Origin of the sequence: Idiomarina sp. T82-3 (assembly GCF_001577655.1) — a bacterium.
Lineage (GTDB): Bacteria > Pseudomonadota > Gammaproteobacteria > Enterobacterales > Alteromonadaceae > Idiomarina > Idiomarina baltica.
Genome location: NZ_LSBQ01000007.1, coordinates 22,307 through 36,151 on the forward strand (window position 1 = coordinate 22,307; position 13,845 = coordinate 36,151).

Annotated in this window: 13 protein-coding genes; all 13 read left to right on the forward strand. The window is 50.7% G+C overall.

Annotated elements, in window-relative coordinates; genetic code table 11:
• Positions 1 to 16 precede the first annotated feature (16 nt).
• The 13 genes from AWU56_RS06100 to AWU56_RS06160 all read left to right on the forward strand — a co-directional run bounded on the left by AWU56_RS06100 (position 17) and on the right by AWU56_RS06160 (position 13,541).
• Entirely contained in the window at positions 17 to 856 is an 840-nt protein-coding gene (locus tag AWU56_RS06100; RefSeq protein ID WP_286682020.1) for a CheR family methyltransferase, read from the forward strand.
• Between the two features lie 54 nt (positions 857 to 910).
• Positions 911 to 1,315 carry a flagellar basal body rod protein FlgB gene (gene flgB, locus AWU56_RS06105; protein WP_006954849.1) on the forward strand — a complete coding sequence of 135 codons (405 nt, stop codon included), beginning with the start codon at positions 911 to 913 and terminating at the stop codon, positions 1,313 to 1,315.
• 10 nt (positions 1,316 to 1,325) lie between these two features.
• Positions 1,326 to 1,778, forward strand: coding sequence for a flagellar basal body rod protein FlgC (gene flgC, locus AWU56_RS06110; protein ID WP_006954850.1), 453 nt, complete (start codon positions 1,326 to 1,328; stop codon positions 1,776 to 1,778).
• 13 nt (positions 1,779 to 1,791) lie between these two features.
• Complete coding sequence (locus tag AWU56_RS06115; protein ID WP_006954851.1) at positions 1,792 to 2,475, forward strand: flagellar hook assembly protein FlgD; 684 nt, start codon at positions 1,792 to 1,794, stop codon at positions 2,473 to 2,475.
• 15 nt (positions 2,476 to 2,490) lie between these two features.
• Entirely contained in the window at positions 2,491 to 3,891 is a 1,401-nt protein-coding gene (gene flgE, locus AWU56_RS06120; protein WP_006954852.1) for a flagellar hook protein FlgE, read from the forward strand.
• A 151-nt stretch (positions 3,892 to 4,042) separates the two neighbouring features.
• A complete protein-coding gene (gene flgF / locus AWU56_RS06125; protein WP_006954853.1) occupies positions 4,043 to 4,786 on the forward strand; it encodes a flagellar basal-body rod protein FlgF in 744 nt (247 codons plus the stop codon).
• Positions 4,787 to 4,807: 21 nt separating this feature from the next.
• Positions 4,808 to 5,596 carry a flagellar basal-body rod protein FlgG gene (flgG, locus tag AWU56_RS06130; RefSeq protein ID WP_006954854.1) on the forward strand — a complete coding sequence of 263 codons (789 nt, stop codon included), beginning with the start codon at positions 4,808 to 4,810 and terminating at the stop codon, positions 5,594 to 5,596.
• A gap of 14 nt (positions 5,597 to 5,610) precedes the next feature.
• Positions 5,611 to 6,285, forward strand: coding sequence for a flagellar basal body L-ring protein FlgH (gene flgH / locus AWU56_RS06135; protein WP_006954855.1), 675 nt, complete (start codon positions 5,611 to 5,613; stop codon positions 6,283 to 6,285).
• 18 nt (positions 6,286 to 6,303) lie between these two features.
• The gene (locus AWU56_RS06140) at positions 6,304 to 7,404 is read left to right on the forward strand and encodes a flagellar basal body P-ring protein FlgI (protein ID WP_006954856.1); all 1,101 of its coding nucleotides are present in this window, start codon (positions 6,304 to 6,306) and stop codon (positions 7,402 to 7,404) included.
• A complete protein-coding gene (gene flgJ / locus AWU56_RS06145; protein ID WP_006954857.1) occupies positions 7,385 to 8,362 on the forward strand; it encodes a flagellar assembly peptidoglycan hydrolase FlgJ in 978 nt (325 codons plus the stop codon). Before AWU56_RS06140 ends, flgJ begins: the two co-directional genes overlap by 20 nt.
• A gap of 95 nt (positions 8,363 to 8,457) precedes the next feature.
• Complete coding sequence (flgK, locus tag AWU56_RS06150; protein ID WP_286682021.1) at positions 8,458 to 10,515, forward strand: flagellar hook-associated protein FlgK; 2,058 nt, start codon at positions 8,458 to 8,460, stop codon at positions 10,513 to 10,515.
• Between the two features lie 6 nt (positions 10,516 to 10,521).
• A complete protein-coding gene (flgL, locus tag AWU56_RS06155; protein WP_286682022.1) occupies positions 10,522 to 11,736 on the forward strand; it encodes a flagellar hook-associated protein FlgL in 1,215 nt (404 codons plus the stop codon).
• Between the two features lie 389 nt (positions 11,737 to 12,125).
• Entirely contained in the window at positions 12,126 to 13,541 is a 1,416-nt protein-coding gene (locus AWU56_RS06160) for a flagellin (RefSeq protein WP_286682023.1), read from the forward strand.
• Positions 13,542 to 13,845: the final 304 nt, after the last annotated feature.

Consider the following 13,845-nt stretch of genomic DNA (forward strand, 5'->3'; position numbering starts at 1 on the left):
TGGATTAATGCAGTAAATGACGAGTAATAAAGAACTCAACACAGCAGAGTATCAAGAGTTTAGACAGTTTTTAGAACATCAATGCGGGATCGTATTAGGTGACAACAAACTGTATCTAGTAAAAAGCCGGCTATCACCGTTGATGAGCCGCTTTAGTATCGATTCGCTGTCAGAACTCGTCAAACGCTCAATGAAAATCAGCGAGCGTGCTTTACGCTCAGCCGTGATTGATGCAATGACCACGAACGAAACGCTCTGGTTCCGAGACAGTTACCCATTTGAAATCCTCGCCAATCGCATTTTCGACGTGTATAAAAATGAAACCAAGCCGTTAAAAATTTGGTCGTCCGCTTGTTCAAGCGGCCAAGAGCCATATTCTATCGCAATGACATACCTCGAATATAAAGCGCGCAACCCCGGTGCGCTAAAAGGCGGGATTAAAATCACTGCGACTGACATATCAAATAAGGTACTTGAACAATGTGCCAAAGCTGAATATGACAGTTTAGCTATCGTCCGAGGTTTATCTCCCGAACGACGTAAGCGATTTTTTGAAGACGGCGCTAAGCCCGGCGTTGCCGTACTTAAAAATGAAGTGAAGCAGTTTGTTCAGTTTCGTCATTTAAACTTGCTCGACAGCTATGCCTTGCTTGGCAAGTTTGATGTTATTTTTTGCCGAAATGTATTGATTTACTTTTCGGCGGCAATTAAACGGCAAATCATTGCCCAATTTAAGCAATCCCTCAATCCTAACGGCTACTTGTTTCTTGGTGCGTCTGAGTCGATATCTGGCTTAACTGACGACTTTGACATGATCCGCTGTAACCCCGGCATTATATACCAGCGCAAAAATTAAGCTTGGCATGAATCGTGCATTATGTTTCTCACCTAATACGTGGGAGACAAAATTATGGCACTCAGCATGGATAAGTTGCTCGGTATTCAGCAATACACGCTGGGTATTCGTACCCAGCGCGCCGAGCTTATTGCAAACAACATTGCCAACGCCGATACCCCAGGCTACAAAGCCAAGGGGCTCGACTTTCAACAAGCACTAGCACAAGCCCAACGTGGCATTCAGAGCCACTCACTCGCGCGTACCCACGAAAAGCATTTTTCGGTTGAAATCAGCCCACAAGGTCAAGAAAAGTTCCGCGTTCCCTCACAACCGGATACCGGTGATGGCAACACCGTCGATGTGCAAGTGGAACAAAACTTGTATGCCAAAAACGCATTGGAATACGAAATGACCATGAACTTCCTCAACGGCAAGATCAGTGGTGTCAAAAAAGCGTTAGGCAGTGGCCAAGCATAGGAACTAACCCATGAGTCTATTCAACATTTTTAACATCAGTGGATCGGCAATGAGCGCACAGTCCGTGCGCTTAAATACAACCGCCAGCAATTTAGCGAATGCTAACTCGGTAAGCAGCAGTATCGACGAAACCTACCGCGCGCGAAGCCCGATCTTTGCGGCAGCACTATCGGATGCAAGCGGCAAATACCACGGCACCGAGCTGACCAACCAAACTCAAGCCGGCCAGTCGGCAGGAGTCAAGGTCTTAGGCGTCGTGGAAAGCGATAAGCCGCTGCAAATCGAATACGCCCCTAACCATCCGATGGCGGATAAAAACGGGTACATCTATCGCTCCAACGTCAACACGATGGAAGAAATGGCAAACATGATTTCCGCCTCACGCTCGTATCAAACGAACGTACAAGTTGCGGATACTGCAAAAACCATGACTCAGCGCTTGTTGCGCTTAGGTCAAGGCTAACAGGAGATAACCGATGGACGGTGTAAGCAATAACTCCTATATCGATAGCATGCGCTGGCGACGAGAAGAAGGGGCAGAAGCCGCGGACCCGTCGGAACAGCAAAAGCTCGAGCAGGAGGACTTTTTTAAGCTACTGACCGAACAGCTCAACATGCAAGACCCGACGAAGCCCGTCGACAATGATCAAATGATCTCACAGATGACGAGCTTCTCAATGGCCGAAGGCATTAGTCAGCTTTCCAGTCAGTTTACTCAGTTTACCCAAAACATGAGTTCAAATCAGGCGCTGCAGGCATCGACCATGGTGGGCCGCGATGTGCTGGTGCCATCCAACAAAACCTTTGTTGAGTCGGGCGGAACTGCGACCGGCGCCATTGCGCTTGAGCAATCCGGCTATGGGACGAAGGTCACCATCAAAGATAAAGTGGGTCAGGTGGTTGATGTCATTGACCTCGGCGATATGTCGCAAGGGCTTCATGACTTTAGCTGGGATGGCACTAACTCAGCAGGCGAACCGGTCCCCGAAGGCGTGTATAGCATGACAGCACAAAGCACGATGGGGGGTGAGCGGGTCGAAGTGCCATTACAAATGCGTGCCAAAGTTCAAAGCGTCAGCATGGGCAACGGCGAGGGAGTTGTACTTAACCTCAAAGGCCTAGGCGGCATCAAATTTAATCAAGTTTCAGAGATAAGCTAACAAGCGAGGTGACTTATGTCATTCAATATAGCACTTAGCGGGATTTCATCCGCTCAAAAAGATCTGGATGTCACCGCGAACAACGTGGCGAACGTTCGTACGACTGGCTTTAAAGGTTCGCGCGCAGAGTTCGCCGACGTCTTTGCCAACAATATTTTCAGTGGCTCCGACCAACAGACCGGTAACGGCTCTGCGACCGCCTCTGTTGCGCAACAGTTCAGCCAGGGCACGCTTAACTTTACCCAGAACTCACTGGATATGGCGATAAGCGGTAATGGCTTCTTCGCGACCACATCAGGTATCGCGCAGCAAGACTTTACCTACACTCGTGCCGGCGCATTTAAACTTAACGATGACAGCTACATCGTTAACAACCAAGGCCGGTTCTTGCATGGCTTCCCAGTCGATAGTGCCAGCGGTGCAACTCAATCAACGTCACTTGCCGCATCCGGACCGATCCGTATTCCCGATTCAGCCGGTGCACCGTCAGCGACCGAAAACCAATACCAATCATTTAACCTTGATGCGCGTGCACCAGGTATTGATGTTAGCAATGGGTTTAATCCAGAGGATCCGACGTCGTACACCTCGTCCACCTCAACCACAATTTATGACTCCTTAGGTGAGTCGCATGTGATGACAACCTACTATGTAAAACGTAACGCGGCAGATGTCGGCGGTCAGGAAAACGTGTGGGATGTTTACAATACAGTCGATGGTCAAATGGTCGACACCAATCCATCACAAGGTTATACCGGTGCACCAAGCTATGAGCCTTCACCGGGCGACGGTGTTGATAATACCGTATCGAGCCAGCGTATCGTATTTGACCAAAGCGGTTCACCGGTGGGCGTGCCAAATCCAGGCGGCTATAACCTCGACAGTGATACTTTCCCACCGGCAAGCATCTCGCTAGCCAATGTGTTAAGTAATGGCGCCGATACCTCGCAAAACGTACAGATCTTCTACCGCGATCGTCTCGATCAAGGCGGAGACACAGCGCCCACTCAGTTCGCTTCAGATTTTAGCGTCAACCTACTTGAACAAGATGGTACAACGGTCGGTCGTTTAACCAACATCGACATTGCGGAAGACGGCCTGATTTCAGCGAGCTACTCAAACGGTGACGTCCAATACTTAGGCAAAGTCGCGTTAGTGCGTTTTGCCAACGAACAGGGTTTGACCCAGCTCGGTGATGCGTCTTGGTCAGAAAGTCAGTCGTCAGGTATCGCAACCTCGGGTGAAGCAAACTCAGGCGTATTTGGTACCATCGAAGCTTCAGCACTGGAAAACTCAAACGTTGATTTGACCAAAGAATTGGTTGATCTGATTTCTGCACAGCGTAATTTCCAAGCCAACTCACGTTCGCTTGAAATCAATAACAGCTTGCAACAGAACATCTTACAGATTCGTTAATCAATGACGAAGGCTTGAGAGCATACAGTAAGGCTTGCTTCGGCAAGCCTTTTTTTATGTTGACCACCTATTTTGTAGGGAATGCCTCTATTTTGGCACGAACTCTGCATAGCTAGTACCCAGATGACAAATTTTTGGCTGGAGGTCAGCGATGGATAAAATGCTGTGGATTGCCATGAGTGGTGCCAACGAGAACATGAAAGCCGTCTCGGTACGCGCCAACAATTTGGCTAACACCAACACCACTGGATTTAAAGCAGATCTAGAGCAAGCTCGCTCAATGCAGGCCTTTGGTGAAGGACTGCCAACGCGGGTCTTTTCGATGACAGAAAGCCCGGGGCAAAATTTTGCCGAAGGCCCGATTCGCACTACCGGACGTAATCTTGACGTGGCTATCAACGGCCAAGGCTGGATAGCGGTGCAGGATGCCAATGGTAACGAGCGCTACACCCGCAACGGGAGTTTAGAAATTGACGCTGGCGGAATGTTGCGTACTTCATCAGGTGATCCTGTCATGGGCGACGCCGGTCCAGTGCTCATTCCAATGCCGATTGACTCGCTCACCATTGGTCGCAATGGCAATATCTCGATTCGCCCACAAGGTGCACCGGAAGACGCGAACGAAATTGTTGATCGAATTAAATTGGTTAACCCGCCGCTTAACAATGTTGAAAAGACCACGGATGGATACTTTGCATTAAAAGACGGTCAGCAAGCGCTGGCGGACGCTAACGTCAAACTTGAGGTGGGGGCGTTAGAGGGAAGCAACGTCAATGCAATTGGTGAAATGACGAGCATGATAGCGCTTCAGCGCCAATACGAAATGAACGTCAAAATGATGAAAACCGCTGATGAGAACGCTCAGCGTTCAGCAACATTGATGCGCATGAGCTAACGCGTGTCGAGGAGATAGATTATGAACCCCGCATTATGGATTAGTAAAACCGGACTCGACGCACAACAGCGCGACATTTCGGTGATTTCGAATAACTTAGCAAACGCCAGTACCGTGGGCTTTAAAAAAAGCCGCGCGATTTTCGAAGATCTACTCTATCAAAATATTAATCAACCAGGCGGCCAATCAGCGCAGGACGTAGAACTCCCCAATGGCTTGATGCTCGGTGCTGGTACTAAAGTCGTAGCAACCCAAAAATCCCATACGCAAGGTAATGTCCAGACGACCGATAACTCGCTCGACGTGATGATCAATGGCAAGGGGTTCTTCCAAGTATTGATGCCCGATGGAACCTTATCCTACACACGTAATGGTCAGTTCTCAGTAAACGAGGAGGGGACTCTGGTTACCTCGGGCAACGGTTATCCTATTGAACCTCAGATTCAGATCCCAGAAGACGCTATCTCACTGAGTATCTCACAGGAAGGGGAAGTCACCGTACGTCAGCCTGGTAATGCGCAAAACGCTGTTATCGGTCAGTTGAACCTAGCCAGCTTTATTAATCCCGCGGGCCTCGAGCCCATCGGACAAAACCTCTATAAAGAAACCGCAGTCAGCGGCGCACCACAAGAGTCCGTGCCCGGTGTCGATGGTGTCGGTAATGTGCGTCAGGGAATGCTAGAAACATCGAATGTGAACGTCACAGAAGAACTGGTTAATCTTATTGAAGCGCAACGGGGCTACGAGATGAATTCAAAAGTCATTTCATCGGTGGACCAAATGTTGAGCTACATTAATCAGCAGTTATAACGGTGGAGGTGAGTATGCGCCTGATTATCATGGCCGGGGTTTTAGTGACATTGGCTGCTTGCAGTAGCAACCAGCCAGCACCGATGCCGAATGACCCATACTACGCGCCCGTACTGCCCGAGGAACGTGCAGAACCGGTCGTACCGACGGGTTCACTGTATCAAGCGCAGTACTCCGATAATATGTATTCAGACATCAAAGCGCGTCGATTAGGCGACATTATTACGGTTACCCTTCAAGAGCGTACGACGGCGAGTAAATCGGCGAACGCACAGACCACGAAGGAGAGTAATGTTGACCTACCGGTACCTACGATCCTTGGGCAAGCGGCGACCATTAATGGCAACCCCATTTCTGCCAACTTAGGAGGAACGCGCGATTTTACCGGTGATGCAACCGCTGACCAGAGCAATAGACTATCGGGCGAGATTACCGTGACCGTGATTCGAACGCTGGCGAACGGTAACCTAATTGTGCGTGGCGAGAAATGGTTACGCATTAACACCGGTGACGAGTATATTCGGTTGACGGGTATTATTCGCCCACAAGATGTCAGCGCTGATAACACCATTCCGTCTACTCGCGTGGCGAACGCGCGTATCGAATACAGTGGCACCGGTAGTCTGGCTTCGACTCAAGAGCAAGGCTGGCTCACTCGTTTCTTTAACAGCAGTTATTGGCCGTTTTAACGGATAAGGAGACGCGCTGTGAACTTTCTTAAAGTGATGTTACTTGGACTTGCCATCATGGGTCAGTTAGTGCTGCCGGTGCAAGCATCACGCATCAAAGATATTGCCTCTGTCGCAGGCATTCGTTCAAACCAACTTATCGGCTATGGCTTAGTGGTGGGTCTACCCGGTACGGGTGAGCAAACACCTTTTACCGATCAGACGTTCCGAACCATGCTCGGCAACTTTGGTATCAACGTACCCCAAGGTCAGCGTCCAAAAATTAATAACGTGGCGGCGGTGGCTGTGCATGCCGAAATTCCCGCATTTGCCAAACCGGGTCAAAAAATCGACGTCACCGTATCCTCCGTGGGGAGCGCTGATAGCTTAACCGGCGGCACGCTATTGCAAACCTTTTTGAAAGGCGCCAACGGTGAAGTGTATGCTGTTGCGCAGGGTAGCCTCATTGTTGGCGGCTTGGGTGCAGAGGGCAGCGATGGTTCTAAAATTGTAATCAATACGCCTACCGTCGGCCGTATTCCAGGCGGCGCTATTGTCGAGCGTGAGATCCCCACCGCATTTGCGCAAGGCGACTACTTTACCTTTAATCTGCATGATTCCGATTTTACCACGGCCAAACGTGTCGCTAACACGATCAATGGTTTAGTGGGTGAGGGCATGGCGCAAGCCATTGATGCAACGTCGATTCGTGTTAAAGCACCGCGCGATTTAAGTCAACGAGTGAGCTACATGTCAACGCTTGAAAACTTGCAAGTTGAACAAGCGATGGCGGCGGCGAAAATTATAATCAACGCCCGCACGGGCACAATCGTAGTGGGTCAAAACGTGGAGTTACGTCCAGCCGCGGTGGCACATGGCAACATGCAAGTGACTATCACCGAGGACATGCAAGTCGACCAGCCCAATCCGTTTGGTCAAGGTGATACTGCGGTCACCCCACAGAGTGTGGTCGATATACAGCAGGAAGATGCGCGGATGTTTGTGTTTAATCCAGGCACCACATTGAATGATTTGGTGCGAGCGGTAAATCAAGTCGGCGCGGCCCCTGGCGATATCATCGCCGTACTGGAAGCCTTAAAGCAAGCAGGAGCTATTTCCGGTGAGCTCATCGTTATTTAATACCGACGCCACTCGCTTGTATGACCTTGCGCCCAAAGCGCAAGGTACTGGAGCAGTGCTTGATAACCACGCGCTCGACAACCTTCGTGAACAAGCCTTTGGTGACGACAAAGAACAAGCCCTGCGCGAGGCGGCGAAACAGTTCGAAGCGATTTTCTTAAACATGGTCATGGGAAGCATGCGTAAAGCCAACGATGTGTTTGCGGAAGGCAACATGCTCAATAGCCGCTACACAAAGATGTACCGCGACATGTATGACCAACAACTCACGTCAGAGTTATCAAATCAGGGGTCACTCGGACTCGCGGATCTGATGGTTCAGCAACTGAGCAAGCAGGGTGGATTTGATACGCAGCAACGGGTTGGCGCAAAACTCGATGACCCAAGAGCCGCGGTCGTGAATAATCGCTCCACTCGCTTAAGTGACCAAGGCGGGCGTCCTGTCGGGTTGTTTTACGGAGACACCCGGGTGAATACACTCAATATTGGTGATCAAGCACAACACATTTCCAGCCAAAATGACTTCATCGATGCTTTAAGACCACAAGCCGAAGCGGTTGCCAAAGAAACCGGCTTACCCGCCAAAGCATTGATCGCTCAAGCGGCGTTAGAAACAGGCTGGGGACAGCGCATGGTACCGGGACGGCATGGCGGCTCGAGTAATAATCTGTTTAATATTAAGGCTGATAGTCGTTGGCAAGGCGAACAGTCGCATGTAAACACTTTAGAGTTTGATGGCCACCAAGCCAACAAGCAACGCGCGGCATTTCGTAGTTACCAAAATATTGAGCAAAGTTTACACGATTATGCTAGTTTCATAACAGAACATCCGCGTTATCAACAAGCCGTCGCAGCGGCCGAGGATCCCGCCCAATATATCGAGCAATTACAGAGCGCGGGCTATGCAACGGATCCTAACTACGCCAACAAGGTTAAGTCCATTATGCAACGGTTATAAGCGGCAACTCATTGCCGCTTTACGTAATTTTACACTTAACTTTTTGCTGTTTTTGTCGATAACCGTAATAGACGAAGTATTAGGAGCGACCATTTATGGCGTCATTTGATTTATTGACCAAAGGACAAACTGCGGTTTTAGCGCATCAACGCGCACTCGCGATCACCGGGCAGAACATCAACAACATCAATAACCCGGACTACGTGCGTGAGCGAGCAGAGTATGTCAGTAATCCCTTTGGGGGCTTACGGGGTGTCGAATCGCGCCGCATGATCGACGAATACATTGTTGGTCAATTGAACCGCTCCCATATGGATGTCGCCTTTCAAAACGGTAAACTCGATCAAGCCGAGCCACTCGATTCACTGTTAGGAAACACTGAAAGCAGTATCAATAGTGCAGTGACCAGCTTCTTTAACAGTGTGCAAGATGCCAATAACGATCCCAGCTCATTGACCAATCGCCAAGTCGTGATCAGCGAAGCCGAGGGGTTAATGACACGCATGAGCGACTTTTCTCGTTACTTAAATGATCAAGAGAACATTGTGAACGAGCGTGTGCGTGACTCTGTTCAGCAGATTAACACCTTGTCGAAGAATATTGCCGAGCTCAATAATGAGCTCAAGTTCGGCTCATCTAACGTCAAAGGCTTTGATGCCAACTCACTGCGAAACCAACGCGACCAACAGCTAGAAGAGCTGTCTAAGTTAGTATCGTTTGACGTAGTCAAAAGCGATTCTGACGCGGTGCAAGTCAACTTAAAGAATGGCGTACCATTGGTATTAAAAGATGGTCGTTATAACATGATCACGGCGAACAGCCAGCCGGATACCGGTCGCGTTGAAATTCAAATTGAGTCGACGAATAGCTCCGATCCCACCAAGTTTTATCTCAAGCCAGATCAGCTAGGTTCTGCGCTTGGTGGTTACATGGATTACCGCGATAATCAGCTGCTTCCCGCGCAACGTCGCATCGGTCAAATGGCGTTACGTATCGCCGACACCATGAATTCGCAAAACCAAAAGGGCATGGATCTCGACAACCAACTCGGGCAAAAACTGTTTGACCTCAGTAGCACCCCCGTGCGCGCTCTGGATTTTGAAGAAAACACCGGCAATGCCAATATTAATGTGGGCCTGTTAGAAGGTAACAGTGCCAAACTGACATCAGACAACCTGCTGATCACAAAAACCGGTGCCGACACCTTTACGGTGCAAGCCGCCGATAACCAAGGGCGTGCCATCAAAAATGCACCTGAAGTGACCATCAGTACCGCCGGCAACCCCAGCGCCATCGCTGTTGAAGAATATGGCGTTGAGCTGACCTCGGCGAATTTTAGCGCCGCAAGCGACGGCGATAAATTCCTCGCCAAACCGGTCGAAGACATCGCGGGCGATATTGGCGTGGCAATTAGCCGTCCAGAAGACCTAGCACTTGCAAAGCCGGTACGTGTCAGCGATGACCTTGAAAACCAAGGCTCGGCTAACATTGAATTGGAGTCTATCAATGGCACCAGTAACTTCTTCGATGCCGCTGGCAAAACACTCGCCGACGGTGCCCCAACCGGCGTCGCGGTCGATGCGGTCAACAGTGATGGCACGTTCGATGTAACGCTGAGTCGCAAAAATGGCAGTGACATCACATTAACGGGTTTAAGTGACCTTAAAAACCTAGCGCAGCAAGCCAACGACCAAGCGGCGGCCAACGGCAACCCGGCACCCTTTGCAGGGTCACCGCTTGACTACGATATCAGTATCAATGGTCAGCCTGCGGCGGGCGACAGCTATTCAATCGAATACAACACCGATGGCTTTGATGACAATCGCAATGGCGAAGCCTTTACCGAGCTACAACAAAACGCGCAGCTACGGCGTTCGTCAGCCGACAGCGACGATGCCAACATGACCTTTGCAGAAGGCTACTCGCGCGTGGTATCTGATATTGGTAGCTACGTTCAACAAACACGCTCGCGCCGCGATGCAGCGCAAGCCATCGAAGCACAAACACAAGCGATGTACGAAGCAAAGTCGGGCGTCAATCTAGAAGAAGAAGCCGCCAACTTGATTCAGTTCGAACGCGCGTATAACGCCGCCGCTCGAATCATCACCGTCGCACAACGTACGTTTGACAGCCTGTTAAACGCAGTGGGGTAATAAACGATGCGTATTAGTACTAACTTAATGTTTCAACGTGGACTCGACTCACTACAGCGCTCCGAGAGCGCGCTGTATAAAGTGCAGCAACAGCTCACTCGTCAGACCAAAATACTGTCACCATCAGATGACCCGATTGCTAACTCGCAAGTCATGAACCTCAACAATGCGCTGGCGCAGAACGAGCAATTCATGCGCAACAGTACCAGCCTCGAGGCCAACTTACGCCAATCAGAGGCCAACCTCGATGGCGTAAACAGTGGCCTGCAACGCGCGCGCGAACTCGCCGTTGGCGTCGTGAATGGCAGTTATAGCGCCGACGATCGCAAAGCCGTCGCAAAAGAGCTACGCGCTATCGAAAAGCAATTGGTTGACCAAGCCAACGCCCGCGATGCACAAGGCGAATACATGTTCGCCGGCTTTCAAAGCCGCAAAGAGCCCATGCAATACGACGCGAGCACCCAAAGCTACCAATACGTAAGCGACCAAGGGGCGCGTAACATACAGCTCACCCCCAACCTCAAACTCGCCGCCAACGAACCCGGTAGCAAACCGTTTGCCAACGTATCACAACGCGTCGACATCAACGTCGAAAGCGGCCAAAACCTCGTCGGCGAACTGCGCGTAAGCAACCGCGAGCAATTCACCGACTTTACCGAGCAACAACAAAGTAACGGTAACCCACGCGACTTTAACATCAGCTTTGACGGCGCCGGCAACTACAGTATCGACGACACCAGCGGTAATAACCTCGCCAGTGGCGCCATTACCGATGGCAAAATCAGCTTTAACGGCATGGACATCACCCTCGCTGAAGACGCAAGCCCCAGCGCAAGCGATACCATCCAAATCAGTAATGGAGAACCCATCGGCCGTAACCCCATCACGCTAGTGAGCGACCTCGCCGCCGCACTCGAGGGTAAAGGCACCAACGGCCAATGGGAAGACGAAGCCAGCTGGGCGCTCGACGATCTCAACAAAGCCATGGACAACGTCGTCGGCACCCAAGCCGACATCGGCGCCCGCATGAACGTCATGGAGTCCGCGCGCACCCAACTCCGCGATGCCGACGTCGTGAACCAAACCGCCCGCGCCGAACTCGCCGACGTCGACTACAACGAAGCCGTCACCGAACTAGTCAAGAACGAAACCCTATACCAAGCATCACAACAAGTGTTTTCGCGTATCAATCAACTGAGCTTGTTTGATTACGTCCAATAAACTTTGAGCCTGGATGCGGGCTGCGCCCGCAGGCTGTGATGGCGCTCGCTGCGCTTGCGCCAGGCCTTGCTTGCCTGTGCTTCGCACGGCAAGGCTGTGTAAGAGCAGACCCTCGCTTGTACACAGCCTCGCGCCGCGAAGCGGACGCGAACAAAGCCTGCGGCAAGCGCAGCGAGCCGCATCCAAACCTGGCGGCGAAGCCGCCATCCCCACTAAAGACCCCCCTGCTAAAAAAATTAAAATTTTTTCTAAAGGATCCCAACTACCCGCCGATACCCCTTGTGAGAGGAAATTTTAACCAGGCAAAAAACAAGCCTACCCTTCCTCCAGCTTGGCGACACAATATTGGTAACACCAAGCTTTTGTATCAAACTAAGGGAGCATGAAAAATGGCTTTATACGTAAATACTAACGTCAGCTCGTTGAACGCACAGAACCAGTTGACTAAATCAGGCAACTCGCTTGACCAAGCTTTCCAACGTTTGTCGTCAGGCCTCCGTATTAACAGCGCGGCAGACGACGCAGCTGGTCTACAAATTTCAAACCGTCTAACCTCACAGATTAACGGCTTAAACGTAGCAACCCGTAACGCAAACGACGGCGTATCAGTAGCACAAACCGCTGAAGGCGCAATGTCAGAATCAACCAACATCCTTCAGCGCATGCGTGAGCTAGCACTGCAATCAGCTAACGGTTCAAACAGCTCAGAAGACCGCGCAGCATTGCAGAAAGAAGTATCATCACTGCAATCAGAGCTGGATCGGATTTCTGAAACAACTTCTTTCGGTGGTCAAAAACTGATTGACGGCTCGTTTGGGTCAAAGCAGTTCCAAGTTGGAGCTAACGCCAACGAAACTATTTCATTAAGCCTCTCGAGTACAGCGTCTGATTCTATCGGAGGGTTATTCGCAGAAGGTTCAACGGCGGGTTCCGTTTTTGGTCAAGCGACGCAAGGTCCCGGTGCGGCAGTATCTTATGCTGAAACAACTGCCTCTGAAACCTTGTCTATAACTTCTGGTGGTTCTGCTGGCAGTGTAGTGGTCGCAAGCGGTAGTAGTGTAACTGAGGCTGCACAAGCTATTAACGATGCCGGACTAGGAGTTAGAGCTGATGCTACTGCAAATGTTGAAATTGGTGGGTTATCGTCAGCTCAAGGCTCGATCTTTGTTGGCGAGCAAGAATTTAAAATTGGAACGGCTGATACAGCAGATACCCTAGCTGAAAAGCTATCTGCCGCAGGGCTTGATGCCTCATCGGATGGCTCGACCGTGTCTCTTTCTGCAAGTGGCGTCGATGGTGTTAAAGTTGCGTTGACTGGTGGTGAGTTAACTTTCGATAATGCTGATGAAGCGGCAGGCGCAGTAACTGTGAATACAACTAATGGTTTGCAGTCGGCAGTAACTTCAACGTTGAAATTCAGTTCTGAGAATTCATTTGATGTTACAGGTGGCTCTGAGACCACTGGGGATGTGAGTCAAACAACGTCAAAGAATTTTGTCGAAGATATTAATATTTCGTCTGTATCAGGCGCACAGAAGGCAATTGCTGTGATCGACGGTGCGATTGCAGATATTGATGGTCAACGCGCGGATTTGGGTGCGATTCAAAACCGTTTCCAAAGCACGATTTCGAACTTGAGCAATATCTCTGAAAACGTATCGGCGGCACGTTCACGTGTTCGTGACGCGGATTTCGCGGCAGAGACAGCTAAGCTGACTCAGGCGCAGATCACTCAGCAGGCGTCAACGACTATCTTGGCGCAGGCGAACCAGCGTCCACAGGCTGCATTGTCACTGTTGGGTTAATCCTTTATTGGAGAACCCGCGACGACTTAAACAGTCTACTGGAATTCAGAGGGCTCCTTCGGGGGCCGTTTTTTGTTTTGAGCTTGGATGCGGGCTGCGCCCGCAGGCTGTGATGTTACTCGCTCCGCTCGTAACAGGCTTTGCTTGCCTGTGCTTCGCACGGCAAGGCTGTGCACGAGCAGCTTGTGCACAGCCGCATGGCGCGAAGCGCACATGCACACAGCCTGCGGCAAGCGAAGCGAGCCGCATCCTCGCCTGGCGGCAAAGCCGCCATCCACACTCAGAAGTCTCACACCACAATCAT